The organism is Tsukamurella pulmonis, assembly GCF_900103175.1.
Lineage (GTDB): Bacteria > Actinomycetota > Actinomycetes > Mycobacteriales > Mycobacteriaceae > Tsukamurella > Tsukamurella pulmonis.
Genome location: NZ_FNLF01000002.1, coordinates 1,188,376 through 1,215,168, shown reverse-complemented (window position 1 = coordinate 1,215,168; position 26,793 = coordinate 1,188,376). Strand labels below are relative to the sequence as shown.

Here is a 26,793-nt window from a genome sequence, read left to right as displayed (position 1 = left end):
CCTAGTCGAACTACGTTTTCATAGTCAGACTAGGAGAAGCGCCGTGACCATCACCCCCGAACACCTCGACGCCGGCGCCGCCGACGGCTCCGCGATCATGCAGCAGTTCGTTCCGGCGTCCCCGTTCGTCGCGCTCCTCGGCGTGCAGCTGGAGGAGATCGGCGACGGCGCCGCAACACTTCTCGTGCCCTACCGCCCCGACCTCACCACGGTCGGCACGATGATGCACGGCGGCCTCATCGCCGCGGCCGCGGACATCGGCGTGATGGTCGCGGCATGGGCGGGCCGCCCGGTGCCGGACAAGCTGCGCGGCGTGACCGCGTCGTTGTCCCTGAACTTCATCGCGCCGCTGATCGAGGACGGCCTGCGCGTGCGCGCCCACCGGCTGTCCACCGGCCGCAGGACCAGTCACGTGCGGTGCGAGATGTACTCGCAGACGGCGGACGCACTCGTCGCCAGCGCAACCGGCACCTACCAGGTGGGATGATGTCCGAAACCGGGTGGATATTCGATCAGGATCCCCATGGCGCATCCTGAGCCGATTTCCGCCCGGTTTCGGACGGCGCTCAGATACGGGCCCGCTGCGGCACCTCGCGGGCGAGCAGGAGGGCGACGGCGCCGAGCAGCGTGCCGGTGATCCGCCGCTGCCAGGCCGCCCAGGACGGGCGGCGCGCGATGAGGGCCGCCACCGCACCGGCGGCGATCACGATCGCGGCGTTGACCAGCATCGAGACCGTGATCTGCACCCCTCCGAGCAGGAAGCCCTGCGCGGTGGCGTGGCCGCGCGCGGGATCGGTGAACTGCGGGATCAGCGCGAGGTACATGATCGCCGCCTTGGGATTGAGCAGATTGGTCAGCAGCCCCATCCGGAACAGCTTCCAGCCGGAGTCACGGGGCAGGTCGGTGGTCTCGAACAGGCCGCGCCCGCCGGGGCGCAATGCCTGCCACGCGAGGTACCCCAGATACAGGGCGCCGGCGGCCTTGAAGCCCATGAACAGCCAGGGCACCGCGACGAACACCACGGCGAGCCCGACATTGGCCAGCGTCAGGTACGCGAGGAAGCCCACCCCGGTGCCCGCCAACGAGATCAGGCCCGCCGCGCGCCCCTGGCTGATGCTGCGCGAGACGAGATAGATCATGTTCGGCCCGGGCGTGAGCACCATCGCCAACGCCGTCACCGTCATTCCCGCCACCGCGGCCCACGAAACGATCATGGGAACGATCCTGCGCGAGCGGACCCGCGGGGTACAGGGCCAGTCGAGTGTGACTGGCCTGCCCTCAGCCGGCGGGCGCCGGGACTCCGTGCGCCCGCCCGCCGTCACCGCTCCGGTTCAGCGACCATCGCGACCTGCACCAGCTCGACGCCGCGCGCCCGCGAGACCCAGGTGCCGCGTCCGGGCGGCTGCGGCGACATCTTCACGGCACCGAGGACGGTTCCCTCCTCGCGGGAGCCGCTCATCACCAGGCCGTCGGCCGCGAGATCGCGGATGCGGGCCAGGAAGCTCTCGTACAGGCCGCGGGCGAGGCCGCCGCTGCGACGCGCGATGACGACCTTGAGGCCGATGTCGCGGGCCTGCGGCAACAGCTCCAACAGCGGTGCGAGCGGATTCCCCGTGGCGCTCGCGACCAGGTCGTAGTCGTCGACGATCAGGTAGATGTCGGGCCCGGTCCACCACGAGCGGTCCTTGAGCTGCTGCGCCGTCACGTCCGCACCCGGGCAGCGATCGCGCAGTACCTGGACGAGCTGCGTGACCATGGGCGTCAACGCATCCGACGAGGACGCGTACCCGGCGAGGTGATCGCCTTCGACCGCGCCCAGCAGGGTGCGCCGGTAGTCGACGAGAATGATCTTCGTCTGCTGCGGACTGCCGCCCGCGACGAGGCCCGCCATGATCGTCCGCAGCGTCTCGGTCTTGCCGCACTCGCTGTCGCCGAGCACCAGGAAGAAGGGCTGCGACTCGAACTGCAGTGTCGCAGCGGCCAGCTCCGACTCCCCCACGCCGAAGATCGCGTGCGTGGGCGGCGCGTCCCGGCGCGCCGGGATCCGGTCGCGCAGCACGAGGTCCGGAAGCATCCGCACCTCGGGCGCCCCGTCCTCGTGCTTGTCCGCGAGCTCCGCGACGACGGCCTCCTGCGCCTCGGGCAGCTCCACCGCCGACGTGCTGCACGGCAGCGCGATGAGCATGTGCAGCTGCTCGGAGGTGATACCGCGGCCCGGCCTGCCGACGGGGACCGACCCGGCCACGCGACGTCCCATCTCGGAGTCCATCGGATCACCCAGCCGCAGCTCGATCCTGGTGCCCAGCTGGTCCTTCACCGCGGGTCGCACCTCGCCCCACCGGGACGCGGCGATCACGAGGTGCACACCGTACGAGAGGCCCTGCGCGGCCAGCGCGTTCACCTGAGGCTCCAGTGTCTCGAACTCGGAGCGCAGCACCTGCCAGCCGTCGATGACGAGGAAGACGTCGCCGAAGGGATCCGCGGCCGCCGCCGGATGCGCGCGGTACTGCGCCATCGACGCCACCCCGTGCTCGCGGAACGCGGCCTCGCGCCGCCGGATCACGCCGGTGACCTCGGCGACGGTGCGCCGCACCCGGTCCGGATCGAGACGCCCGGCCACGGACCCGACGTGCGGCACCCCGGCCAGGCCGGCGAGCGAACCGCCGCCGAAATCGAGGACGTAGAACTGGACCTGGCGCGGCGTGTGCGTCAGCGCCGACGAGACGATCAGGGTTCGTAGTGCCGTCGACTTGCCCGACTGCGGTCCGCCGACGACCGCGACGTTGCCCTGCGCGCCGTTGAGGTCCACCACCAGCAGGTCCCGCCGCTGGTCGTAGGGACGGTCGACGACGCCGATCGCGACCCGCAGCGGGGTGGAGTCGTTGCGCCGCAGGTGCTTCGCGAGGTCCCCGACGAGCGCGGACTCGTCGAGCGGCGGGAGCCACACCTCGTGCGCGGGCAGTCCGTGACCGGCCAGCCGGTCGACCATCGTCTGCAACAACGACTTCGCGCCGTGCGTCGGCCCTGTCGGCGGTGCCGCCCCGCCCTCCGGCACGGGATCGCCCGGCTGTGCCGGGATACGCATCAGGCCCGCGGGGAGCCCCGACGAGCGGCGCTCGATCGGGGCAGGCGCGTTGAGGTACTCCCGGACGGCGGCGCTGCCGACCGCGCCCCGGCGGACCGTCGCCGCTGTGGCGACGGGCGGCTCGTACTCGCCCGAGACGTAACTGGCGTGGAACCGGCGCGGCGGATCGGCGTCGAACTTGAGGTATCCCGCGCCCGGAGTGGACGGCAGGTGGTACGCGTCCGGCACGCCCAGGACGGCACGGGATTCGCTCGCGGAGAAGGTCTTCAGGCCGATCCGATACGACAGATGCGAATCGAGTCCGCGGAGCTTGCCCTCCTCGAGCCGCTGCGATGCCAGCAGCAGGTGGATGTGCAGCGACCGGCCCAGCCGGCCGATCGCGACGAACAGCTCCGCGAAATCCGGCTTCTGCGAGAGCAGCTCGGAGAACTCGTCGACGATGACCACGAGCGCGGGCATCGGATCCAGCTGCGCCCCGGCGCGGCGGGCCTTCTCGTACTCCCCGACGTTGGCGAAGTTGCCGGCCCGGCGCAGCACCTCCTGACGGCGGTTCATCTCACCGGCGAGCGCATCCCGCATGCGGTCGACCATCGCGATCTCCTCTTCGAGGTTCGTGATGACCGCGGCGACGTGGTTCAGGCTCTCCAGCCCGAGGAAGGTGGCGCCGCCCTTGAAGTCGACGAGCACCAGGTTCAGCGCCTCCGGTGGGTGCGTGGCCACCATGGACAGCACCAGCGTGCGCAGGAACTCGCTCTTGCCGGAGCCGGTGGCGCCGATGCACAGGCCGTGCGGGCCCATGCCGTTCTCGGCGGCCTCCTTGAGATCGATCTCCACGGGCTCGCCGCGCGGGCCCACGCCGATCGGCACTCGCAGCCGCTCACGGGCGGTGCGCTCGCGTCACACCGACTCGGGGGTGATGGCGGCAGGGTCCGTGATCCCGATCAACGCGGGCAGGCCGGGGTCCGACGGCCCCGCGTCACCGTCGAAATCGAGGAGCTCCGCCATCGATGCCGGGCGGTAGCGGCCGATGCGCCGGGCCGTGACCTGTGCGGCACCCGCGGTCACCGCATCCGGCTGGGCGAAGTACTCCACGCCGGCGGCGCTGCGCGCACCGAGTCGACGCGTCTCGTCGATCACCAGATGCAGGCCGCTGCGCGCGGCGAGCGAGTCCGGCTCGGGTGAGAGATCGAGCACCGTCACCCCGTCGATGCCCACCGCCGCGTCGAGCACGCCGCCGGGCGTGACCGCGATCCCGCGGTCGAGCAGGATCACGTAGTGCGGACGGGACGGGTCGACCGGCGCAGCACGGGTGAAGGCCCCGCGCTCGGCGAGTTCGGCGGCGATCGCGTCCTCGAGCTCCGCGGCCGATCCGTAGACCGACCGCACGGGGCCCAGCCCGTCGCACTCGGCGGGGTGCGCGACGTGCGGCAGCCACTTGAGCCAGCCCCATTCCGCGGAGTCGACGTCGGGAGTGGCTGCGACGATCCGCACGTGGTCGGGGCCGTGCAGCGTCGCGAGGGCCACCAGCATCGAACGGGCCGTGTCGAAGACCTCCGCGCGCGGTCCGCTGAGCCCCACAGCGGGAAAACCGCGCAGCGCCACAGCGACCGGCAGGCCGGGGACCGAGGCGCCGTGCCGGACGAACCGGCGCAGCGCCACCGTCGACACCGGCTCCAGGTCCTCGAGCGGACCCGTCTCCGGCGGCACGAGCCGGGTGGCCAGCCGCTGACTGCCGACGCCGACGCGCACGTGCAGGAAGTCGGGATCGGCGGGGCGGCGCTCCCACATCCGCCGGCTGCCGACGCATCCGGGCAGGGCCGCCGGGTCCGGGTGGATCCAGTCCAGTGCCGCCCGCTGCTCCGTGCGGGTGCGGTCCACCTGGCCCCGGATCTGCCCCAGGTACCGCAGGTAGTCCTTGCGGTCCTCGTTGAGCTCGGCCGCAGAGGCGCCGTTGCCCTGCCGGTTTATCCCGTACATGCCGAACATCGACATGAGCATCATGAGCGGGAACATCATCATGAAGGGGCTCTGCATCATGGCGCTGCCCGACGTGAACATCAGCGCGATCATGCCGATCACCGCGACCACCATGACCACCGGCAACAGCTTGGCGAGCAGCCCGCCCGGCACCGCGCGCGGGATCTCCGGCGGTGCCTGCAGTGCCACCTCCCCGCCGGGCGTGCGCGGCGGTGCGAGCCGCTGCTTGCGCGCGAATCCCTCAGTGACCGGCTCGAAAACCACGTCGGTCGTCTCAGCCACCCTCGGCCTCCCCCGGAATGCGGCGCGCCCCCACGCGCCGTCGTGGCACCACTGTGCACGATCCGCGCTGCGGACGGAAGCGGTTCGACGAAGTTCGCGCAGAAGGGAACCGATCGCGCCCCTGGCGCGTCCAATAGGTAACGGGCCCTTGTTCGCGGGCGCGAGCGAGGCCGTGCGAGGGGGCACTATGACCGACATGATGGAGGAGACGACCGCCGAGGTGGCGCGGCTGAGCCGCGTCTCGGTGTTGTGCGGCGGATCGCAGGTGGACGTGTCCCTGCCGCTGCTCACTCCGACCGAGGTGCTGATCCCGGAGCTGGTACGGCTCTTCGGTGACCGCATCGGCGGTTCCGCCGAGTCGGCGTGGTCGCGTCCGTGGCGGCTCGCCCCGGTCGGCGGCGAACCGCTGCCCGGGCCCCAGACCCCGGCGGACGCCGGCATCACCGACGGTGCCCTCCTGGTCCTGTTCGTCGCCGACGCGCCGCCGCCACCGCCGATCTTCGACGACGTCTTCGACCGCACCGCGGCGGATCTCGTGGTGGGGCGCCGCTGGAACGAGCGCGCGGCGTCGATCGTCGGCCTGGTCGTCCTCGGGCTGGCCACCGTCGCGACCGGGGCCGTCTCACTCCGCCTCGGGTTGGCCCCGCGCAGCGCCGACGGTGCGCGCCCCGCGGTGGACCACGTCTTCGCGCAGTTGTGGTGCGGCGCCGCCGCACTCGCCCTGCTGACCGGCGCCGTGCTCTCGGCGCGCCGTGCACCGGCCGCCGGGCCGGTCCCCACAGTTCTGGCCGTGTGCGCGACCGTGCTCGCCGGTGTCACCGGCGCCCTGGTCGTTCCGCTCGGCGCCGACGGTCGGTACGGCGCCGCGCACGCGCTGCTCGCCGTCGCGGCCGCCGCTGTGGCCGCGCTGGTGGAGCTGCGGTTCACCGGCCGCGGCACCATGGTGCACACCGCGATGCTCACCGCCGCCGCGATCGCCGCGCCGGCGCTGTTCGCCGCGCTCTGGCTGCCCGGGCGACGGGCTGCGCTGGCGGCCACCGTCGCGATCGTGGCCTACCTGGTGCTGGTCTTCGCCGCCCGGATCGCCGCCGTCGCAGCGAGGTTGCCGCTGCCGCACGTACCCGCGGCCGGCGAGCGGATCGACCCGATCGACGACGATCCGCCGCCCACGGTGGCCGGCGTGGGCGCCGTGGCCGCCGGACTCGACGAGGAGCAGCCCGAGCGGGACCTGCCACCGCGTTCGGATCTCGCGCAGCTCATCTGCACCGGCATCACCGCCGGCGCCGCGGCAGGCACGGTCGCCACCCTCGCGGTGGGCGCGGCCGAGCGTGCCCTGCCCGGTCACCACCTGGCGTTCGCCCTGGTCATGGCCGTTGCCTTCTGCCTGCGGGGCCGTACCCATGCGGAGCCGGTGCAGGCCGGGGCGACGATCCTCGGCGGCGCCGTCATCGCGATCGGCACCGCGACCAGTCTGGCCTGGGGTTACGGATCGTGGCCGGTGGTCGGCCTGGCCGGACTCGCCGTCATCGCCGGGCTCGCTCTCGCGTGCGGCACCGTCGCGCCCCGGATCGTCTTCAGCCCGGTGCAGCGGCGCGTCGCCGAGCTCGGCGAATACCTGACCATCGCGGCCGCCGGACCGCTGCTGGGCTGGGTGTGGGACGTCTACTCGACCGTCCGGAACCTCTGATGGCGGGGCGGATCCGGGCCGCGACGGCCGCCGCCGTCCTCGTACTCGGGGTCCCCGTCGTCTCCGGTGGGCCCGCCTCCGCGGACCCACCGCCCGAGGGTGCGCCACGCGGCCCCGTCGCCCCGCTCGCCCCGACCGTGCAGCGCAGCCAGTGCAATGCACTGCGCACCCAGCCCGGAACCGACTACACCCGTGCGGATCACGCTGCGCGCTCGTTACGTTTCGACCAGGCCTGGCGGTTCACCCGCGGCGAGGGACAACGGGTCGCCGTGATCGACACCGGCGTCACCCCGCATCCCCGTCTGGGCGAGGTGATCGCCGGAGGCGACTACGTCTCCTCCGGCGACGGCCGCGACGACTGCGACGCCCACGGCACGGCGGTCGCCGGGATCATCGCCGGACGGCCCGCCCCGGGCGACGCCTTCGCGGGCGTCGCGCCGGCCGCGTCGATCATCGCGATCCGCCAGGCGAGCGCCGCCTTCGAACCGCAGCAGCGGGGCGTCAACAGCCACGGCAACGTGACCACCATGGCCTACGCGGTGGTCCGCGCCGTCGATCTGGGCGCCACCGTCATCAACATCTCGGAGGTCGCGTGCGCCGGTTCCGCGTCCGCCCTCGGCGACGACGCCCTCGGCCGTGCGGTGCGTTATGCGGCCGACCGCAACGTCGTGGTGGTGGCCGCTGCCGGGAACGTCGACTCCAGTAGCGCCTGCGCCGAACAGAACACCAATCCGGCGGTGCCTGCCACGATCGCCTCACCCGCGCGCTTCGCCGATCACGTCCTCGCCGTGGGGGCGACGGAGCCCGACGGCCGGGCCGCGCAGTTCTCGCTGGCGGGCCCCTGGGTATCCCTCGCCGCCCCGGGGACGGACGTGACGACGATCGAGCCGCGCGGCGGCGGACTCGTCAACGCCCAGGTGACCCGGTCCGGGACGACCCCGCTCGCCGGAACCAGTTTCGCGGCACCGTACGTCGCCGGAGTCGCGGCCCTGGTGCGCGCCCGGTTCCCGCAGCTGAGCGCCGCACAGGTGCGTAACCGGATCCTGATGACCGCCCGTCGCTCCGCGGGAACCGGCGGGGCGGGCATCGTCGATCCGGTGGCCGCCGTCTCCGCGACGCTGCCGGACGAGCCGCCCGCGCCCGGCCGGCTCGACGTCGCCGCCGAGCCCGCGCCCGACACGCGGCCGCGCACCGTCGCGCTGGGCGGACTCGCCCTGTTGCTCGTGGCGGCGATCGCGGCGGCGCTCACCCGCCGCCGCTGATCCGTCAGCTCGCGACGGTGATCGGCGTCCCGTCGCGCGTGATCGACGCGGCGCTCCGCGTCAGGTCCGGCCCGGCGGGGATCGCCGCCAGCACCGACCAGGCCACGGGGCGCGCCTTGTGCATCAGTCCGAGGATCTGCGCCGTCTCCGCGTCGGGGATGCCGTACCGCACACCCGAATCGGAGACGTAGAACAGGCCGTCCCGGCGCTCACCGCCGGGCTCCGCGGCCACGACGTACTCGCCCGAGCCGGACGGGATGGCAGCGGCGTCGAGGGCGTCGCCCGAGCCGTCGGCGCCGGCGAGGGTCACGGGTGCGGCGGGACCCGGTGCGGTGCGGAACGTACGGAGCTCCACTGTGCCCCCGCCCGCACCGTCGGTGGAGGCGGCGGCGCAGAGCACCGGAGCATCGCGAACAGCGCGGAGCACGGGCCGGCGGTCGGGCAGTCCCGTCACGGGCACGCTGCGACGGGTCGTGGCGGCCGCGATGGTCGCGGCGGATGCGGTGCCGATCGGCGTTCCCTCCGCGTCACCGGCCCGGATCAGGTCGGCCGCCCACTCGCCGACCGGCTGGACGCCGTCGCCGAGGACGACGTACAGGCGATCGCGATCGGCGTCCGCGACGCGGACCACGTCGCCGATCCGGGATCCGGCGACCGCCGCCGACGGCTGGCCGCGTCCCGGGATCTGCGGCACCGCGATCGGGTCGGTGGGCTCGAAGGCGTTGAGCAGATGCGCACTGATCGGACGGGCGGTGGCGCCGTCGATCCCGGTGATCCTGCGCACCGCCGGATCCTTCGGATCCACCGCGGCCCGCACTCCACGGAACAGCAGGTAGTGATCGTCACCGCGGCGGGCGAGCACCGCACCGTCGTCGGCGGTCCCCGCGTCGACCGACGAGACCATCGTGTCGAGCGCGTCCCGCGCCGTGGGCTTGTCCGACGGTGCCGGCTTGGTCCGGTCGCAGAGCAACCACGGCGCGGCTCCCTCCGTCCAGGCCCGCACGGGACCGAGGATCTGCGCCGGTGCGCCGATGATCCCCACCTCCGGGCCGCGCCGGAAGTCACTGAGCCGCTTGTCCTTGACGGCCGTGGGCTGTGCGGCCTCACCGACCACCAGGCGCGCCGAGGCGAGTCCCGTGACGGGGTGCAGCACGTCGTCCGACCGGACGTACAGGGCGCCGGACTCCTTGGCGAGCACGATCTTCGCATCGCCGACGGCGCCCTGGGGGCGCAGCAGAGCGAGCACACCGCAGGCGCCGGTGATCACCAGCGCCAGGACCAGACCGACGATCAGCGAACGCGACTGCGACGCCATCGGGTCCGAGATCATCCGCGGATCCCGACGGAGCAGCGCGTGATCCATGCGCCGCAGGATGAACCGGTACCCGCTGACCTGTGCGCGCGTGGTCAATTGCTTGCGCATGAAGACGCCCTCCCCCAAGGTGCGTTCCGACCGCTTCCCCCGAAGCGGTCGTCGTGACGCCGAGACTACGGTATTTTCGGCTCACGGCAGCGCGTTTCGGGGGAGACGACGGCCTTCACAGGGGGATGCACATGGAACAGGCCACTCGATCGTCAGGGCTCGTCGCGCCGGGCCGGTGGCACCGCGCCGCATGGCCGGGGACCGGCGCGGTCCTGCTCGCCGAATCCGCCGCGGCCGCCGCCGGACTCGGCACCGCCGCGCTCGGCGGGCCGCACTGGGCCGCCGCCACCGCGGCCCTCAGCGTCGGAGCGGGTGCACTACTGCGGGTGCGCGGTACCTCGGGGGCGGAGTTCGTCGCCGATCGGCTGCGCGTCCGCGCGTCCGCGCGATCACGCATCGCGGCGGCGCCCTCCCCCGGTGGCGGGGACATCGGGGTCCGGCGCGCCGACGGAAGATTGACCGCCTTCGTGCGGCTGACCCCGTCGACGCCCCTCCTGGTCGCGATGGCACGCCGGGAGGACCCGTCGGTCCCGCTCGGCCTGCTCTCCTCGCTACTGCGGCACGCGGACACGCCGGCGGCCCGCATCGACGTGCTCCTCGCGGGCGGACGGGTCCCGGGTGAGCCGCAGGCGCCCCGCCTGCGCTACCAGCAGTTGCTCGGGCCGCTGCAGCGCTGGTCCGCGACCGACGTGATCGTCTCGGTCACGATCGATCCCGCCGACTGCGCGGCCGCGTGCGCACGCCGGGGCGGAGGGCCGGCGAGCGAGTTGCGCGTGGCGGCGATCGCCGCGCAGCGCACCGTCGATGCGCTCCGCGCACACGGGATCGCGGCGCTCCCCCTGGGCCCGGCCGAGGTCGCCGCCGTCGATCCGGCCGCGCCCGCGGGCGCGCTGCCCTGCGATCCCGAGGCACTGGCCCGCGGAGACGTCGGTGCGCTCTTCGCCGGCGACACACCGGGCCGCGCCGGAATCTCCCTCCGGCCCGACGGGACCGGCGGCATCCGGCTGGGTGCCTGGCGCTCCACCGACGGCGCCGAGACCGCGGCGCGGCGCGGCGATCGCGAGGCCACCGGCCCCGAGGACGCGCTCGCAGGACTGCACGTGCCGCTGGCCGGCTGCGGTCAGATCCTCGGCTCCGACGCCACCGGCGGTCCGGTCGCCGCCCGCCTGCACGGCCGCGGTGTACGCACCGTGTGGGCCGCTGTCGCCGACGATCCGGCCCGGCAGCTGGTCGAGCGCGCCGTCGCGACCGGGGCGCGGGTCCTGATCGTGACCGGGCGGCCCGCGATGTGGCAGCCGCTCGTCTCGTGGGCCGGTTCGCCACGCCACCTGTGGATCTCCGGATGGCGCTACCCGCAGGAGCACGCCGGCCTGCAGCCGGCCGACTACACCGTGACGGTCCTGGACGGCACCGCCGCTGGTCTGCCGCCCGGATCCGTGGAGCCCGCGGGCACGGTGTGGCGGGTCGAGCAGGCCGGGATCTCCCCCGTGACCGAGGCGGATGTGGTTCTCAGCCAGCCGATGCCGGGGATGCTCACCGTGCGCACCGACGGCGCAGCGGCCACGCTGCGGCTCGTGGCCTGACGCCGCCCCTCGCCTCCGCGACGACGAAGGGGCCCGACAGCCTTGGCGGCTGTCGGGCCCCTTCGTCGGTGCGCCGTGCGCCTACGCCCAGCCCTGTGCGGCCTTGGAATTGGTCTGCTGCATCGACACCACCGCGTTCTCGGCCGCGGCCTTCACCCGCGTCAGCAGGTCGTTGATGTCCTCGAAGCTGGTGTTCCACCGGGTCTGCACCGCCTGGTAGGCGGTCGCGGACTCCTCGTCCTCCCACGCACCGGCGAACTTGTTCTGTTCGGTGCGGATCGCGTCGGCCTGCTGCATCAGCACGCCGGTGCGCTGCGCGATGTCGTCCAGCGCGCCGCGGATGGTGGCGTAGTCGTAGCGGATCATGTCACTCATGCTGTGGTCCCCCTGTGTCTTTCGAATTCGGCCTACAGGCTCAGTGCCTGGATGTCGGAGGTGTTCTGCTCCTCCTGCGAGCCGTAGCTGGCGGTGTTGCCCGCGAGCATGGTGCTGATGTCCACCAGCGCGGTGTTGACCTTCGCGGCGCTCTCGTCCCAGCGCGCCATGACGCCGAGGAAGGCGACCTGGGCCGCACCGGCCCACACCCCCTGCGTCGCCTCGACGTCACCGCGCAGCTGGCTCAGGGTCGTCTTCATCTGCGCCCCCAGGTCGTCCAGCGTGTCCGCACCGGTCTTCATCGCCGCGAGTTCGGCCCTAGTCCCTGCCATGTCACCACTCCTCCCGCCGGACGTGCCGGCACGTCTCGACTCGCACCGGATGGTGCGCGCCGTCCCCGGTCACGGCGTCCAGCCGCCCCCCGGAAGTTCTTCGCAGGCGCGCCGCAGCGCCCTGCCGATGCGATGCGCGCTCCCCTCCGCCACGGAGATCCACGCCCCCGCACCCGGTTCGGTCGCCGTCCGTACCACGACCCGCCCGCTGGGCGAATCGATCACGGCCACCACCGCATCGCACCGCTGATCGCCCACGTGCACGGTGAACTCGACGCTCCGCTGGGAGCGCGCGAAGACGCGGCCGATCAGCCGGGCGGCGTCCGAGTCCGTACCGATGGCCCGCAGCGCCGCGGCGATCTCGCCCGCATCGCCCGCCCGCAGCGCCTCGCGCCCGCGCTCCGCGGGAAAGGAGGCCGCGACTGCGGGTTCCGCCGGCGAGGAGGGCCCGAGCACCGGCGTGACGAGCGCGGCCAATCGATCGGCCGTGCCGTCGCAGTGCGGCAGGTCGACGGTGGCGGTACCCGCCGCGCGGACGACGCGCGCCGTCAGGTGACCGGAGCGCGCGAGGCAGAGCCGGCTGTCGAGCGCACCGGTGGCGCGGGCCTCGATCCGGACCTGGGGCGCCGCCAGCACTCCCAGCGCGGTGATCTCGTCGAGCTCGAGGTCGGTATCGCCCGGCGGCAGGCCGGTGACGGGCTCCGCAGTGCGGCGCGGATCCGGCGGCGTCCAGAGCACCGCCGGCACCTCCGTGCCGAACCGGGAGCTGAGCTCCGCGACCGAGTGCGCGATCACAGTTCCTCCGTCAGGCTCTCACCGGCCGCACCGAGCACCGCCGGCGCGGCGTGCACCACGAAGGCGTCCGGCTCGTCGTCGAAGCCCTCCGCCGGGACCGCCCCCGTGGGCTGAACGGCGTGCTTCGTCGCGGCACCGGCGCCGGCCGCACCGAGCATCCCCGCGGGCATCATCGGGAAGCCGCGGCCGCCGGACGACGACGACGTCGCCGACGCCGGCGCCGTTCGCCCGCCGCCCGGCTGGTCGCGCGTCAGCGCACCCGCGGGGAAGGCGGACAACGGCGCTGCGGGAACACCGATTCCGCCGCCTCCACGCCCAGCACCGGAGCCACCTCCCGCGCCCTTGTCCTTCGCGGGCTTGTTCTTCGAGCCCGGCAGCGCCGGGGGTGCCGCGAACTCCCACGGGACGCGCAGGGGCTCGGCCGCGCGCTCGAAGCCCACCATGATCGCGGCCGCCGTGCCGTGTGCCTGCTGCTCGGCCCGCTCGGAATCGGCTGCGGCGCCGACCAGCGCGGCGAGCGCCGGATCCGGGCCGCCGGCCGCGGCAGCGGCCTGCGCGTTCTCGCGGTCCGTCCGCATCCTGGTGGCCTCGCTGACGGAGGGCATCGCGCGGGCCGCCGTCTCGTACGCGGCGGACTGACCGGCGAGCTTCGCCGCGTACTCCGCGAGATCCGCCGCGTGCCGGGCCAGCCAGCGCGCGTACTCGGGCAGCGTGCCGGTGCGGCGGGCGTCGGACTCCTTCCGCCCCAGGTCCACCGCGCCGTCGAGCCGGACGACGAGGCGATCGAGCTGTACCGCCGCGGCGCCGTAGGCCGAGGCGAGCCGCGCGGTCTCCTGCGCCGCGGTGGTCAGCGGCTGTGCCCCCGCCCCACCCAGCAGATCACCCGCGAGCTTCTCGGTGCTGCGAGCGGACCAGTCGACGCCGGTGAACCCCGGATCGCGGAGCACGATCAGACCGCCAGGCCCAGGGTCGCAGCGAGCTCCGAGTCCCCGCGCTCCACGGCGGTGACGTGGCCGGAGACGGCCTCGCCCAGCCTGCGCAGATCGGCCACCGCGGTCTCCGCCGCGCGGAACTGCGCCTCCCCCATGCGTTGCGTGGTGCGCGCCACCGTCTGCGAGACCTCGTCCAGCCCGGTGGCCGCGGGCGCGGCGTGCGCCTCGAACCGCTTCTGCGCGCCGCGCAGGTCCTCCACGATCCGCTCGATGCCCTGCGCGATCTCGCGCGCCTCCTGCGGATCCATGCTCAGCTTGGTACCGGTCACGTTCGTCCACTCCCCCCGAAGTTCTTGTCTCTATCCATTAGACGCACCGGCGGCCGGTACGGTTCCGCTTCTCACAGACGAAGTTCCACATCGGGCTCGTCGTACTGATCGACCGGCAGCGCGTCGCCGACCACCTGCGGGCCGACCAGCGGCAGATCGCCGACCACCCGCTCGCCGTTGTCGCTGGTCACCAAGTAGTCGGGGACCGCATGATCGCCTCCGCCCGAGGCGCGGGCACCCGCCGCCCCCGCAGCGCCCATCGGCATCATCGGGGCCGCCATGCCACCGCGCGAGACCACGTCCGACGAGGCGGGCACCGTGCGCGCTCCGCCCTCGACCACCGGCGCCCGGGATGCGGGAGCGGCGGACTGCGGCTGCGCGAGCGCAGTCGCCGCGGCCCCCACTCCCGCACCGACGCCGCCCACGCCGCCCGCACCCCCTCCGACGCCGCCGGCACCGCCGCCACCGAGGCCGGACACCGGCGTCGCCGCCGGAAGATCCTCCGCCGACGTCGATTCCGCCCCGGTACCGTCCTCGGACTCGCCCGCGGACTCGGCGAGGCCGCTGAGGGCCTCCCCGGCCGACGTGGCGACCCCGACCGCGGTCTTCACGGCGCCCGAGACGGTGTCCGTGGCCAGTTTCACTGCACCCGTGACGGCGCCGGTCGCGGCCGAGACCACGCCCGGGATGATCGATGCCGCGGCCTGCGCCGCGGTGCTCGCCGCGGTCGTGGGCGGCGAGGCGACCGGCACCTTGCGACCGGCCGCACCGACCTGCCCGCTCAGGGCCGACAGCTGCGCCTTCGTGCGCGTCACCACTTCCGTGGCGTGCGCCAGATGCTCCTGGGCGGCGGCGACCGCGGCAGCCTGCCCCGGCGGCAGCCAGAGCGACGGTCCCAGCGCGGAGATCACCGCCATGAACGAGTCGATGATCGCCTGCAACTCGGCCTCGCCGGTTCCGACCACCGCCGCGGCCTCGCCGACCGCGGTCGAGAGCTCCGCTCCCTGCTCGGCCGCCAGGCCCGTGCCGGTGGCGGCCTCGACGCCCTTGCCGGTGGCGGCCGTGGCCGCGGGGCCCTGCCATACCGAGGAGAGCTGGCTGATCGCCTGCATCCCCGCGGAGACGCCCTGCTCGAGCGCCTTCGACGCGCCTTCCAGGGCCGCCGACGGATCGAGCCCCTCGAAGGTGCCGGACCCGAACGTCGAGAGCAGATCGGTCATCGGCTTGACCAGTCCTGCCACGTCGAACCCGGGAACCTGCGGCGCTTCCGGCACCCCCTTCGGCGCCGGAGGGAGCTCCTGCTGCGGCGGGGTCTGCGGCGCGGTGGGCACCGGTGGGAGCCCGAGTGCCGCGAGCACTTCGTTCACCGGCCGATCGAGCATGGCTCGGATCTCCGGATCGAGTGCGGTGTCGGGCGCGACCGGAGCCGCGACGGGATCGGCCACGATCAGATCCCCACGGAACTCAGCCCAGCGACGTTGGTCGCCTCCGTGGCGCCGTACGCCGCGACGGTGGCCGCCGACGAGGCGGCGATCCCGCCGTAGAGCACCGCCAGTTCGGCGACGGACTCCACGTGGACCGCCTGCGCCGCCGTGAACGCGGCGAGGAAGTCCTGACCGATCAGGCCGAGCGCCGGGTTCAGCGCGGCGACGTTGGCCGCCGCGTCCACCGAACCCGCCGTCGCGACCGCCGCCCCGATGCCGGCGTTGGCGGCCCCGAAGGCCGCGATCGCCGAATTGACCGCCATGAACATTGCTCTCCCCCATCGTCTACGACGGGCCCGGTGCGAGAGGCCCTCATCAATTGGACGCACCAGCTCGGGAATCGGATCCCGAAGTCTTTCGAGCGGAACACTCTCCGGCGGTCAGCCCGCCGCGAAATCCGTGTGGAAGCGCTCCATCACGGCGCCCCTCCGGACCTGCACCTCCCTGGCCGCGACGGCGCACACGTCGACGATGCGCTTGCCGAGGACGGCACCGTCGGTCCGGCAGGCCGCCGGAGTGAGCGTGAGTCCGACGAGGGCGCACACCCCGTCGAGCTCGACGCGGATCGCGCCGTCCGGGCTCGACACCGCAACGCGCAGGCCGTCGAGCTCGGCGCTGGTGCGTTGCAGGATGCGCAGCTGGTCGTGGGCGCGGGCCTCGATGCGATCCATCTCCTCGCTCATCAGACCCTCCGCAGCCAGGTACCGACGACGTCGTCGTCCGCGGGCGCGGCCGCCTCCGTGGGCTCCGGCAATCGCATGGCGCGCAGCACGTCCGGTCCGACGCCGGCGCGCTCGAGCTCCGCCCGGCGGCGCAGCCCGGCGGTCGTGGCGGCCTCCCGGCACAAGCGCACGACGGCATCGGCCAGGTCCTGCGGCTCGCGCCGCAGCTCCGTCCGCTCGATGGCGATGTGCAGGGGCGTGCCCTGATCGTTGGCGCGCACGCGCACCCCGCCGTTGGTGGATGTCGCGATCGTCATCTCTTCTCCCCCATCATCGTTCATTCCTCCCGTACCGAGCCGACGGCGCGCTCGCACGCACCGGCCAGCGGCGCCGCCGAACGCCCCGCCTCGCAGCCGACGCTCAGTTGCGCCGCCCCCGCGACCACGACGTACCAGTCCACGAACCGCTCCGCGTCGATGCGCTCGCGGTAGCCGATCACCTCGCGGCCGCCCACGAGGGTGCTCGGATCGAGATCACTGATCCGGCGATCGGATCGTCGCGCGAGGGCCGCCTCGAGATCGGCAGCGACCGCCGCCGTGTCCGACGGTGCGCGCAGCCGTGTCCGGACCACCGTCACCCGGCGGCCGTCGCCCGCCTCGGCGAGCCGCCGATCGGGACCGGGTTCGGTGACCGTCCACCCCTGCGGCAGATCCACGGAGGCCCCGTCGAACGCCACGCGCACGAAGCTCTCCGACGGTGGCGCGGGGCGCTCCGGCGGGGCGGGCGGCGACGCGCCGGGCAGGCAGGCCACGGCGCTCGCGGCCACCACCCCGACGGTGCCGGCCCCGGCGGCGACGAGCGGCCAGTGCCGACGGACGGAGCGTGCGGGCGCGTGCTCCGGCACCTCGCGCGCCGGCGCGTCGTCCTGCGGGCGAGCGACGGGGACCTCGACGGCGAGGACGTCCTCCGGCGCGATCCGCACCACCCGCCACAGCCCGACCGTCGCGAGTGCGGCGCGGACGGCGCGATAGACCTCGGGCGGACCGTCGACGAGGGCCTGATCGATCTCACCGTCGAACACCTGCCGCGCCGCGCGGAGCGGGTCCGGGTGGGAGGCCGCGGCGATCGGCGTCCAGGCACCGTCGGCGAAGGACAGGACGTGGGCCTGCGTCACCGGGCCGCGGCATTCGAGCACGAGCGCGCGACGGCAGTAGAGCACGCCGCCGGTGCGGACCAGTGCTTCGGCGCGCGGGAGCACGTCGGCGGCGACGCCGAGCGATCCAGCTGCGGCGGCGATCAGGCTGCGCCGCGGGGCGCCGAAAACGCTGGGCGCCAGTACCGTCCAGGTGCGCGACGGGGCGCAGCCGCTCGCCGCGTCGGCCAGCCACTGCGCCCACCGCCGCGTGGCGAGCGCGGGCGCGGCGAACTCGTCCGCGTCCTCCGGCGCAGGCACGTGCCGCACGGCACCGTCAGGTCCGCGTACGTACCACTGATCCCCCGCGCAATCGATGACGATGCGCTCCGGGTCCCCCAACCCGATCATGCGGGGAGATTAGCGCGTTGCGGGCTCCACCGTCGTGGCTTCGGCGGATTCGCGACGCCGGGCGCGGCGGCGGGTGATCACGGTGATGGCGATGGGGATGATGATCGTCAGCGCGGAGCCGATGAACAGCACCTCGAGGTGGTCGCGCAGCAGCGGGATGCCGCCGAGGAAGTAGCCGAGCAGCACGATGCCGTCGCACCACAGGATCGAGCCGAGCACCGAGAACAGGGTGAACTTGCGGTGGTCCATCTTCGAGAAGCCCGCGAGCACCGGAACCAGCGTGCGGACGATGCCGATGAACCGCGCGAAGAGCACGGTGAACGGACCGTACTTGTCGAAGAAGGCGTAGGTCTTGTCCACCGGACCCTGCCCGATGAAGTTCATGATCCTGCCGCGCATCACCTTCGGGCCCGCGTACCGGCCGAGGGCGTAGCCGCACTGGTCGCCGATGATCGCCGCGATCGGCAGGAACAGCAACAACTGCCACAGCTGCGCGAACGGCGTGGGCTGCGCCGCGAAGATGCCGGCGGTGAACAGGATCGAATCGCCCGGGAAGATGAACCCCACCAGCAGCCCGGTCTCGATGAAGATCAGCAGCACCAGGCCGATCAGGCCGGCGGAGCCGAGGAAGCCGGTGACGTCGAAGGGGTTCACATCAGCCGAGTATCCACGCGGTGTGCGTCGCGGTCGTGAACTCCGGGCGAACGGCGCCCCAAGCTCCGTCAGTCGCCGCAGCAGCCGCCGGACGGGCCGTCGACCTCGCGCTTCTCGCGGGTGATCAGGTTGCGCTCGGCCAGTTCGTCGTCGGCGGGGTAGTCGACGCGCACCAGCGTCAGCCCGCACGCGGCGGCCACGTTGATTGCGCTGGAGCGCTCGCGCTCGTCGAGCAGCCCGGCGACCCAGTCGGCGGACCGTCGCCCCTCCCCGACCGCGGCGACCGCCCCGACGAGGGAGCGCACCATCGACCAGCAGAAGGCGTCGGCGGAGACCTCCGCGGTGAACACCCCGTCGTCGTCGCGGCGCCAGGCGAAGTGCTGCAGCTCGCGGACCGTCGTGGCGCCCTCGCGGCGGCGGCAGAAGGCGGCGAAGTCGTGCAGGCCCAGCAGGCGGTCGCTCGCCTCCTGCATCCGGTCGAGATCGACGGGCCGGCGCCACGGCGCGGTGTCGCGGGCGCGCAGCGGGTTCGCGCCGAACGGAGCGTCGGTCAGCCGATACTCGTAGTGGCGGCGCAGCGCCGAGAAGCGGGCGTCGAACTCGGGCGGCGCCTCGGCGATCGCCGTGACGCGCACGTCCTGCGGGAGCATCCGCGCGAGCCGGCGCACCAGGCCGTCGGGCAGCGCGGCATCGGTGTCCAGGTGCGCGACCTGGCCCGTGGCGTGCACCCCCGCGTCGGTGCGGCCGGCGACGGTGAGCTGCACCTCGGTCCGCAGCACCGTGGAGATGTTCTCCTCCAGCACGCCGCACACCGTGCGCCGCTCGGGCTGGCGGGCCCAGCCGCTGAAGTCGGTGCCGTCGTAGGCGATGTCGAGGCGGTAGCGAGTCATGTCGCCGTCAGACTCTACCGGTGCGGGGCCGGCGCGAGGCCCGCCGCCAGGCCGTCCAGGTAGCGCGTGAGCGCGGTATCGAGGAGCACGTCGGCGTCGTACGGGTAGCTCGTGTGCAGCATCTCCGCCATCACCGGGAAGCGGTTGGCCGGCGCCGCGGCGCGCAGCTCGTCCAGCTGGGTATCGATCCATTCGTCCTCGGTGACGCCCGTCGCCGCGCGGTCGGCCAGCTCGGGCTCGATCGTCGCGCCCAGGCCGCGCACCAGGTTGAGCAGGCACAGGTACTCGGTGAAGGCCTCGCGCTGCGCGAGCCCGGCGGCGCGCAGCGCGGCGAGGAGGTGCTCCGACATCGGCATCGCGCCGGGCAGCACCGCCGGCCGGGTCATCGACATGGCCGCGGCGAGCCACGGGTGCGCCTTCATGGTCTCCCACAGGGCGCGGAGCAGCGCCTCGACGTCGGCACGCCAGTCCGTCGTGCGGGGCGGGATGGGCAGGTCCGCCAGCACGCGGTCCAGCATCGCCGACTGCAGCTCGTCGCTGCTCGGGACGTATCGGTACACGGCCATCGTGGGGATCCCCAGGGCCGCCGCGAGCCGGCGCATCGAGACCGCCTGCAGCGACTCGGCGTCCGCGATGGCGACGGCCGCGGCGATCACGTCGGCGGGGGTCAGCGCGGGAGCGCGCGGGCGGTCCGGCGCGAGCACGACGCTCCCCCGGCCCGGGGCGGAGTCGACGAGCCCGTCGGCCTGGAGCAGGGTCAGGACCTTCGAGGCCGTCGCCATCGCCACGCCGTGATCGCGCATGATCGCCCGGGTCGACGGTGCCCGGTCCCCGGGCCGCAGCCGGCCGGACGCGATGCGCTCGCGGAGCACCGCCGCGACCTCCTCGGCGCGGGTCACCGGTTCCCCGCAGCACCGGGTGCACTAGTGCACTTCCTGCGAATATCCACGGCAACACTGTAGCGTGATGCGATCGATACGGCGTACGTTCGCCCTATGAATCAGCTCCGAGTCCTCATCAGCGGCGCCTCCATCGCCGGTCCCGCCGCCACCCTCCTCCTCGCCCGTCAGGGCCACCGCGTGACGATCGTCGAACGCGCACCGTCGCTGCGGGCGGGCGGCCAGACCGTCGACCTGCGCGGCGCCGGCCGCACCGTGATCGACCGGCTCGGCCTCGGGCCCGCCAGCACCGCGCGGCTGCTCGACCAGCGCGGCATCGTCAAGGTCGACGGCCGCGGGCGACGCGGCGCGTCGATGCCCGTCGAGGCCTTCGGCGGCAACGGCGTGGTCTCCACCCACGAGATCCTCCGCGGCGACCTCGCGGAGGTGCTCGTCGACGCGGTCCCCACCGACGTCGAGTACCTGTGGGACGACACCGTGACCGCGATCGAGCAGGACGGCGACGTCGCGCGCGTGACCTTCGAGACCGCGGCGCCCCGCGAGTTCGACCTGGTGATCGGCGCCGACGGCCTCGGCTCCGCGGTGCGTCGCGCCGCGTTCGGCCCCGACGCCGCCGTGCTCGAGCCCATCGGCCTGCGGTACGCGTGGTTCACCGCCGCCATCGACGAGGACCCGCGCGGGTGGTACCTCATGCACACCGCACGGCGTGGGCGCGTCGTCTCGGTGCGCCCGTCTCGCACCGGCGGAACGGTGAAGGCCGGCCTCGCGATCCGCGGCACCGACGCCCACCGGCTGCGCCGGGACGAGCAGTTCGCGCTGTTCGAGCGGGAGTTCGCCGACATCGACTGGGTCGCGCCGCAGTTGCTGCGCGCCATGCGCACCGCCGATGACTGGGCGTACCAGGACCTCGCGCAGGTGAAGCTGGACGGGTGGACCCGCGGCCGCGTCGCGCTCGTCGGCGACGCCGGCTACTGCCCCACCCCGCTCACCGGTCTCGGCACCACGCTCGCGCTCGTGGGCGCGTACGTGCTCGCCGGGGAACTGGGCCGGGCGGGCGGCGACGTACCGCGTGCGCTCGCTCGGTACGACGCGGTGATGCGGCCCTTCGTGACGGCGGCGCAGGAACTGCCTCCCGGGAGCCCCGCGGGGTTCGCGCCGATGGGCCGGATCGGCGTCGCGCTCGGCGATCTCACCTACCGCACGGCCATGATGTGGCCGATGCGGCCGATCTGGGCCGCCCAGTTCGCGAAGGCCGATGGGATCGACCTGCCGGACTACTGAGCCGGCTCACGATGTCGCGTTCTGCGGCCGCGCGAGTGCGCCTGCGCACCTCCGCATGCGCAGAACCCGACCTCGTGAGCGGCGTAGCGTCGGGGCCATGACCGTTACCGCGCAGACCGTCACCGTGTTCGCCGACGCCCCTCCGGCCGTGCTGTTCGAGGCCCTCACCCGGCCCGCGGTGCACGCGGCGACGGACGGCTCCGGGATGCTCCGCGGCGTGTCCGAGGGCACCCCCGACACGATCACGGGCGTCGGCCAGATCTTCGGCATGGAGATGACCGCGGAGGACGGGCGGGAGTACTCCGTGGACAACCACGTCACCGTGTTCGAGCCGGACACCAGGCTGGCGTGGCTGCCCGCCGGGCGCGGGAAGCCGCCCGTCGGCGTCGAGTGGTCGTGGGAGTTCACCCCTGAGGACAGCGGCACGCTGATCGCGGTGACCTGCGACTGGTCGCGCGTGAGGGACGAGGCCTACCTGGCGCGGTTCACCCTGCCGCGCGTGTCGGCGGAGAAGGTGCGGGCGACCGTCGACGCGCTGCTCGAACTGATCGCCCGCGGGTAGCGCGGTGCCGCTGCGCCGTCGAGAGCAGTGGATGCAGGAGAAGTCCCCCCGATCGCCGAAGGGTCGACGCCGGTGAGTGCGGCGGTGGCGAGCGGCCGCGGCGCGCTCCGGAAACGACGAAGCCCGCCACCTGCAGTGCAGGTGGCGGGCTTGCGTACGGGGGTGACTACTCCGACTCGGAGGCGTCCTCCTGCTGCGACTTCGGCAGCGAGTAGCCCGCGGCCTCGGCCGAAGCCTCGTCGGCGAACCAGATCTCGGCGACCGTCGACTCGAAGAAGCGGGTACCGGGGCGGTGGTACAGCTTCGAGTCGGCGTTGCCCTTGATCGGGAAGCCCTCGGGGGCCTCGTTGACGTCCTCGAGCGGCGCGTGCGCGCCGGCGGGGAGGTCGGAGCCCTCGGCCGGAGCCTCGGTGATCTCCGCGGCCTCGACGGCGGCGGACTTGGCAGCGGCCTGCGAGGCGGCGACGCGGGTGGCGCGCGAAGCCTCGGTGGCGGCGAGCTGCTCGGTCACGATCTCGATGACCGCCATCGGGGCGTTGTCGCCCTTCCGGTTCTCGGTCTTGATGATCCGGGTGTAGCCGCCCTGACGGTCGGCGACGGCCGGAGCGATCTCCGCGAACAGCACGTGCACGACGTCCTTGTTGCGGATCTCCTTCATGACCTCGCGGCGATTGGCCAGCTTGCCGTGCTTGGCATGGCTGATCAGCTTCTCCGCGTAGGGACGCAGGCGCTTGGCGCGGGACTCGGTGGTCTCGATGCGGCCGTGCTCGAAGAGCGCGGTCGCGAGGTTCGCCAGAATGTGCTTCTGGTGCGAGGCCGAGCCGCCCATGCGGGCGCCCTTAGTGGGCCTAGGCATTGTTTCTCCTGTGGGTGTTTACGAGCTCTTCAGCTCAGAGCTGCTCGGTCTCGGCGTAGTCCTGATCGCCATCGGCGTCGCCCGAGAACGACGGCTCGTCGCTCCAGGTACCGGTGGCCGGGTCGTACCCGTCGACCTGCGACGGATCGAACGACGCGGGGCTGTCCTTGAGGGCCAGACCCAGCGCGTGCAGCTTGACCTTGACCTCGTCGATCGACTTCTGACCGAAGTTGCGGATGTCGAGAAGGTCGGACTCGGTGCGGGCCACGAGCTCGCCCACGGTGTGCACACCCTCGCGCTTGAGGCAGTTGTACGAACGCACCGTCAGGTCGAGGTCCTCGATCGGCAGCGAGAACGCCGCGATGTGGTCGGCCTCGGCCGGCGACGGCCCGATCTCGATGCCCTCGGCCTCGACGTTGAGCTCGCGCGCCAGGCCGAACAGCTCGACCAGGGTCTTGCCGGCCGAAGCCAGCGCGTCCCGCGCGGTCATCGAGTTCTTGGTCTCGACGTCCAGGATCAGGCGATCGAAGTCGGTGCGCTGCTCGACACGGGTGGCCTCCACCTTGTAGGTCACCTTGAGCACGGGCGAGTAGATCGAGTCGACCGGAATACGGCCGATCTCGGCGCCCGACGCCTTGTTCTGCACGGCCGGCACGTAGCCGCGGCCCCGCTCGACGACGAGCTCGATCTCGAGCTTGCCCTTGTCGTTCAGGGTGGCGATATGCAGATCGGGGTTGTGCACGGTGACCGACGCCGGGGGAACGATGTCGCCCGCGGTGACGGCGCCCGGGCCCTGCTTGCGCACGTACATGGTGACCGGCTCGTCGTCCTCCGACGAGACGACCAGGCCCTTGAGGTTCAGGATGATGTCGGTGACATCCTCCTTCACGCCGGGGACCGTGGTGAACTCGTGCAGCACGCCGTCGATGCGGATGCTGGTCACGGCCGCGCCCGGGATGGACGACAGCAGCGTGCGGCGGAGCGAGTTGCCCAGCGTGTAGCCGAAGCCCGGCTCCAGCGGCTCGATGATGAACTTCGAACGAGCCTCGGAGATGACCTCTTCGCTGAGAGTGGGTCGCTGCGAGATGAGCATTGAGTATTTCCTTCTCTCTGGGCGTCCGCTATTTGACGCCCGTAGAAGGCCGCCGGCGGCGGATCCGCCGGCGACCGTGCACTACTTACTTCGAGTAGTACTCGACGATGAGCTGCTCCTGGAAGGGCACGACGATCTGCTCACGCTCGGGCACGCGGTGCACGAGGATGCGCAGGGTCGACGGAACCACCTGGAGCCATGCCGGGGCGGTGCGCTCGCCGAGGGTCTCACGCGCGATCTGGAACGGCGTGGTGCCCAGCGACTTCGGACGGACGTCGATGATGTCGTACTGCGAGACGCGGTACGAGGGAACATCCACGCGGACGCCGTTCACCGTGAAGTGACCGTGCGTCACGAGCTGACGCGCCTGACGGCGGGTGCGCGTGAGGCCGGCACGGTAGACGACGTTGTCGAGACGGGTCTCGAGGATCTGCAGCAGGGCGTCACCGGTCTTGCCGGTGGCGGCCTTGGCCTCCTTGTAGTAGCGCGAGAACTGCTTCTCCATCACGCCGTACATGAAGCGGGCCTTCTGCTTCTCCTTGAGCTGCAGGAGGTACTCGGACTCCTTGATCCGCGCGCGGCCGTGCTGGCCGGGCGGGTAAGGACGACGCTCGAACGCCTCGGAGCCGCCGACGAGGTCGACGCCCAGACGACGGGACTTACGGGTGACAGGGCCGGTATAACGAGCCATGGTTTCTCTCTCCTACCTTCCCTAGACCCGACGCCGCTTGGGCGGACGGCAGCCGTTGTGGGGCTGGGGCGTCACGTCGGAAATGGTGCCCACCTCGAGGCCTGCGGCCTGCAGCGAGCGGATTGCGGTCTCGCGGCCCGAGCCCGGGCCCTTGACGAAGACGTCGACCTTCTTGACGCCGTTCTCCTGCGCCTTGCGGGCAGCGTTCTCGGCGGCGAGCTGCGCGGCGAACGGGGTGCTCTTGCGCGAGCCCTTGAAGCCGACGTGGCCCGAGGAGGCCCAGCTGATCACGTTGCCGTTGGGGTCCGTGATCGAGACGATCGTGTTGTTGAACGTGCTCTTGATGTGAGCGTGGCCGTGCGGGACGTTCTTCTTTTCGCGACGACGCGAAACGCCCTTCTTCGCGCCCGTGGCGCGCGACTTCGGAGGCATTACTTCTTCTTTCCGGCGATGGTCTTCTTCGGACCCTTACGGGTGCGAGCGTTGGTCTTGGTGCGCTGGCCACGCACGGGCAGGCCACGACGGTGGCGGATGCCCTGGTAGCACTGGATCTCGATCTTGCGACGGATGTCGGCCTGCACCTCACGGCGCAGGTCGCCCTCGACCTTGTAGTCCGTGCCCTCGATGAAGTCACGGAGCTTGGTCAGGTCCTCGTCGCTGAGGTCCTTGCTGCGCAGATCCGGGCTCACACCGGTCTCGGCGAGAATCTCAGTCGCGCGGGTACGGCCGATGCCGTAGATGTAGGTCAGTGCGATCTCCATGCGCTTCTCGCGCGGGAGATCGACACCCATGAGACGTGCCATTCTTGGCGGTTTCCTTCTTCTAAGTCGGAGGTCTGCTCCCCGTCCGTCCCCGGTGGTTCCGGCGCTTTCACGCCGGCCGGGGCCCCGGCCTCCGAGCCGGGGGTTGACAGGGGCTCGTCTGCCCCTGCTGGTGCGGAGAGGTCATCGTGTGTTCAAGCGGCGAACCGCTCGAAGCGCACTGATCTAGCCCTGACGCTGCTTGTGACGCAGGTTGTCGCAGATCACCATGACCCGACCGTTGCGGCGGATCACCTTGCACTTCTCGCAGATCGGCTTGACGCTGGGGTTGACCTTCACGTCAGTCCTATCCAGTTGTTCTCAGTGTTTTTCCGCACCGCCACCGGTAGCCGGAGGGGTGCCACGACGCGCACGACGAAGTCGCGCACGCACGCGATGATCCAGTGTACGCTTCCTCGGCCGCGGCCCCAAATCCGTGGTCAGACGGTCTCTCATGCTAGCCTCAGGAACGATGGGGTGATGCACTATTCACCACTGATGATTCCCCTGATCTGATCCCCCGATCGCAAAGGATCCGCGATGCGTCCGTCCCTCCTCCGCCGCCTGACCGTCGCCGCGACCGCCGCGGTCGGCATCGCGACGTCCTCCCTGGTCGTCGCACCGGCCGGCGCCGCCCCGACCCTCGTGGTCGGCCCCGGCACCGAGATCGCGGTCGTGCAGAAGAAGACGGCGCAGGGCTACGACGTCTCGGCGTGCACGCTCGGCGTGCTGGCGCTGACCCCCAGCGGTGAGCGCGTCGGCGTGACCGCGGGACACTGCGGCAAGGCCGGCCAGCAGGTCGCCGTGCCCGTCCCCGGCCGCGGACGCACCATCGCCGAGGTGGGCACCATCAAGCAGTCGTCGAACCCCAACGTGAGCAAGGACGGCTGGATCAACGACCTCAACGAGCCCGACTGGGCCACCGTCGCCTTCAAGCCCGGCGTCCCGCTGAGCAACTCGCTCGGCCGGGTCAAGCCCACCAAGCTCGGCCGCGCCGTGGTCGGCGACCGCGTGTGCCGCCAGGGCGTCACCACCGGCTGGCAGTGCGGCACCGTCGTCGACGTGGCCCCGCACCGCATCCTCACCGACCTCAAGGGCGATCACGGCGACAGCGGCGGCCCGCTGGTCCGCCTGTCCGACGGTGCCGCGCTGGGCCTGACCACCGGCGGCATCCAGGTCACGAAGACCGCCCCGGTCCAGTCCGAGTTCATCGACCTCGGCTTCGTCTTCGCCCAGGCCGGCGGCCTGCGCCTGGCGGTCTAGCGCTCCGGCCCGGGCCCCGGCGCACCGTCGGGCCCGGGCGGGCCGCACCCCGG

28 protein-coding genes and 1 pseudogene are annotated in these 26,793 nt (G+C 72.7%); 7 read left to right on the top strand and 22 right to left on the bottom strand.

Translation table 11 applies throughout. From position 1 onward, the window contains the following. Positions 1-43: 43 nt before the first annotated feature. Entirely contained in the window at positions 44-487 is a 444-nt protein-coding gene (locus tag BLQ62_RS06130; protein WP_068532935.1) for a PaaI family thioesterase, read from the top strand. Between the two features lie 79 nt (positions 488-566). On the opposite strand, the gene BLQ62_RS06125 is transcribed toward BLQ62_RS06130, so the two are convergent. Together BLQ62_RS06125 and eccCa are read right to left on the bottom strand one after the other, a co-directional pair. Beyond that, positions 567-1,211, bottom strand: a complete 645-nt coding sequence (locus BLQ62_RS06125) for a LysE family translocator (protein ID WP_197467308.1) — start codon at positions 1,209-1,211, stop codon at positions 567-569. Between the two features lie 107 nt (positions 1,212-1,318). Continuing rightward, positions 1,319-5,326: pseudogene (gene eccCa, locus BLQ62_RS06120) on the bottom strand (type VII secretion protein EccCa). Positions 5,327-5,531: 205 nt separating this feature from the next. Between eccCa and eccD the strand changes: the two are divergent. Both eccD and mycP read left to right on the top strand, forming a co-directional pair. After that, on the top strand, positions 5,532-7,031 hold the full coding sequence (gene eccD / locus BLQ62_RS06115; RefSeq protein ID WP_068566697.1) for a type VII secretion integral membrane protein EccD: 1,500 nt from the start codon (positions 5,532-5,534) through the stop codon (positions 7,029-7,031). Further along, a complete protein-coding gene (gene mycP, locus BLQ62_RS06110; protein ID WP_068566699.1) occupies positions 7,031-8,293 on the top strand; it encodes a type VII secretion-associated serine protease mycosin in 1,263 nt (420 codons plus the stop codon). The genes eccD and mycP overlap by 1 nt, the downstream gene beginning before the upstream one ends. A gap of 4 nt (positions 8,294-8,297) precedes the next feature. Here the strand turns inward: mycP and eccB are convergent, their stop codons facing one another. Continuing rightward, entirely contained in the window at positions 8,298-9,716 is a 1,419-nt protein-coding gene (gene eccB / locus BLQ62_RS06105; protein ID WP_068567370.1) for a type VII secretion protein EccB, read from the bottom strand. A gap of 131 nt (positions 9,717-9,847) precedes the next feature. Here eccB and BLQ62_RS06100 point away from each other — a divergent pair, with 131 nt between their 5' ends. Next, positions 9,848-11,299, top strand: a complete 1,452-nt coding sequence (locus BLQ62_RS06100; RefSeq protein WP_115391390.1) for a type VII secretion protein EccE — start codon at positions 9,848-9,850, stop codon at positions 11,297-11,299. An 81-nt stretch (positions 11,300-11,380) separates the two neighbouring features. Here the strand turns inward: BLQ62_RS06100 and BLQ62_RS06095 are convergent, their stop codons facing one another. From BLQ62_RS06095 to BLQ62_RS06035, 13 genes are all read right to left on the bottom strand, one after another. Continuing rightward, positions 11,381-11,674, bottom strand: a complete 294-nt coding sequence (locus BLQ62_RS06095; RefSeq protein ID WP_082756630.1) for a WXG100 family type VII secretion target — start codon at positions 11,672-11,674, stop codon at positions 11,381-11,383. 32 nt (positions 11,675-11,706) lie between these two features. Continuing rightward, entirely contained in the window at positions 11,707-12,006 is a 300-nt protein-coding gene (locus BLQ62_RS06090) for a WXG100 family type VII secretion target (protein WP_068532948.1), read from the bottom strand. A gap of 69 nt (positions 12,007-12,075) precedes the next feature. Further along, positions 12,076-12,801, bottom strand: a complete 726-nt coding sequence (locus BLQ62_RS06085; protein WP_068566704.1) for an ESX secretion-associated protein EspG — start codon at positions 12,799-12,801, stop codon at positions 12,076-12,078. Then, positions 12,798-13,748, bottom strand: a complete 951-nt coding sequence (locus tag BLQ62_RS06080) for a PPE domain-containing protein (RefSeq protein WP_068566705.1) — start codon at positions 13,746-13,748, stop codon at positions 12,798-12,800. Before BLQ62_RS06080 ends, BLQ62_RS06085 begins: the two co-directional genes overlap by 4 nt. Before the next feature lie 2 nt (positions 13,749-13,750). After that, the gene (locus tag BLQ62_RS06075; RefSeq protein ID WP_068532956.1) at positions 13,751-14,062 is read right to left on the bottom strand and encodes a PE domain-containing protein; all 312 of its coding nucleotides are present in this window, start codon (positions 14,060-14,062) and stop codon (positions 13,751-13,753) included. Positions 14,063-14,133: 71 nt separating this feature from the next. Next, positions 14,134-15,507: a hypothetical protein gene (locus BLQ62_RS23745; RefSeq protein WP_068566707.1), complete on the bottom strand. Its 1,374-nt coding sequence runs from the start codon at positions 15,505-15,507 to the stop codon at positions 14,134-14,136. A gap of 2 nt (positions 15,508-15,509) precedes the next feature. Then, positions 15,510-15,809 carry a hypothetical protein gene (locus tag BLQ62_RS06065; protein ID WP_414929916.1) on the bottom strand — a complete coding sequence of 100 codons (300 nt, stop codon included), beginning with the start codon at positions 15,807-15,809 and terminating at the stop codon, positions 15,510-15,512. Between the two features lie 117 nt (positions 15,810-15,926). Then, positions 15,927-16,229 carry a YbaB/EbfC family nucleoid-associated protein gene (locus BLQ62_RS06060; RefSeq protein ID WP_068532964.1) on the bottom strand — a complete coding sequence of 101 codons (303 nt, stop codon included), beginning with the start codon at positions 16,227-16,229 and terminating at the stop codon, positions 15,927-15,929. Beyond that, a complete protein-coding gene (locus tag BLQ62_RS06055) occupies positions 16,229-16,525 on the bottom strand; it encodes a hypothetical protein (RefSeq protein WP_068566709.1) in 297 nt (98 codons plus the stop codon). Before BLQ62_RS06055 ends, BLQ62_RS06060 begins: the two co-directional genes overlap by 1 nt. Before the next feature lie 20 nt (positions 16,526-16,545). Continuing rightward, positions 16,546-17,751, bottom strand: a complete 1,206-nt coding sequence (locus BLQ62_RS06050) for a type VII secretion-associated protein (RefSeq protein ID WP_068532969.1) — start codon at positions 17,749-17,751, stop codon at positions 16,546-16,548. Between the two features lie 9 nt (positions 17,752-17,760). Beyond that, positions 17,761-18,405 (bottom strand): DedA family protein, encoded by a 645-nt coding sequence (locus BLQ62_RS06045; RefSeq protein ID WP_068532972.1) that lies wholly within the window; start codon positions 18,403-18,405, stop codon positions 17,761-17,763. Between the two features lie 68 nt (positions 18,406-18,473). Beyond that, positions 18,474-19,295 (bottom strand): tRNA pseudouridine(38-40) synthase TruA, encoded by an 822-nt coding sequence (gene truA, locus BLQ62_RS06040; RefSeq protein WP_068566711.1) that lies wholly within the window; start codon positions 19,293-19,295, stop codon positions 18,474-18,476. Positions 19,296-19,309: 14 nt separating this feature from the next. Next, complete coding sequence (locus BLQ62_RS06035; protein ID WP_068566713.1) at positions 19,310-20,194, bottom strand: winged helix-turn-helix domain-containing protein; 885 nt, start codon at positions 20,192-20,194, stop codon at positions 19,310-19,312. A gap of 96 nt (positions 20,195-20,290) precedes the next feature. On the opposite strand from BLQ62_RS06035, the gene BLQ62_RS06030 reads away from it, so the two are divergent. Together BLQ62_RS06030 and BLQ62_RS06025 are read left to right on the top strand one after the other, a co-directional pair. Then, the gene (locus tag BLQ62_RS06030; RefSeq protein ID WP_068566715.1) at positions 20,291-21,475 is read left to right on the top strand and encodes an FAD-dependent monooxygenase; all 1,185 of its coding nucleotides are present in this window, start codon (positions 20,291-20,293) and stop codon (positions 21,473-21,475) included. A 97-nt stretch (positions 21,476-21,572) separates the two neighbouring features. After that, entirely contained in the window at positions 21,573-22,037 is a 465-nt protein-coding gene (locus BLQ62_RS06025; protein WP_068566717.1) for an SRPBCC domain-containing protein, read from the top strand. 166 nt (positions 22,038-22,203) lie between these two features. Here the strand turns inward: BLQ62_RS06025 and rplQ are convergent, their stop codons facing one another. From rplQ to rpmJ, 6 genes are all read right to left on the bottom strand, one after another. After that, positions 22,204-22,893, bottom strand: coding sequence for a 50S ribosomal protein L17, sunset domain variant (gene rplQ, locus BLQ62_RS06020; RefSeq protein WP_068566719.1), 690 nt, complete (start codon positions 22,891-22,893; stop codon positions 22,204-22,206). Between the two features lie 34 nt (positions 22,894-22,927). Beyond that, a complete protein-coding gene (locus BLQ62_RS06015; protein WP_068522636.1) occupies positions 22,928-23,986 on the bottom strand; it encodes a DNA-directed RNA polymerase subunit alpha in 1,059 nt (352 codons plus the stop codon). An 85-nt stretch (positions 23,987-24,071) separates the two neighbouring features. Beyond that, entirely contained in the window at positions 24,072-24,677 is a 606-nt protein-coding gene (gene rpsD, locus BLQ62_RS06010; protein ID WP_068532986.1) for a 30S ribosomal protein S4, read from the bottom strand. A gap of 21 nt (positions 24,678-24,698) precedes the next feature. After that, positions 24,699-25,109 carry a 30S ribosomal protein S11 gene (rpsK, locus tag BLQ62_RS06005; RefSeq protein WP_068532990.1) on the bottom strand — a complete coding sequence of 137 codons (411 nt, stop codon included), beginning with the start codon at positions 25,107-25,109 and terminating at the stop codon, positions 24,699-24,701. Further along, complete coding sequence (gene rpsM, locus BLQ62_RS06000; RefSeq protein WP_068522639.1) at positions 25,109-25,480, bottom strand: 30S ribosomal protein S13; 372 nt, start codon at positions 25,478-25,480, stop codon at positions 25,109-25,111. Before rpsM ends, rpsK begins: the two co-directional genes overlap by 1 nt. A 183-nt stretch (positions 25,481-25,663) precedes the next feature. Then, a complete protein-coding gene (gene rpmJ, locus BLQ62_RS05995; RefSeq protein ID WP_013127970.1) occupies positions 25,664-25,777 on the bottom strand; it encodes a 50S ribosomal protein L36 in 114 nt (37 codons plus the stop codon). 240 nt (positions 25,778-26,017) lie between these two features. Here rpmJ and BLQ62_RS05990 point away from each other — a divergent pair, with 240 nt between their 5' ends. Next, positions 26,018-26,740 carry a S1 family peptidase gene (locus BLQ62_RS05990; protein ID WP_068566721.1) on the top strand — a complete coding sequence of 241 codons (723 nt, stop codon included), beginning with the start codon at positions 26,018-26,020 and terminating at the stop codon, positions 26,738-26,740. Positions 26,741-26,793: the final 53 nt, after the last annotated feature.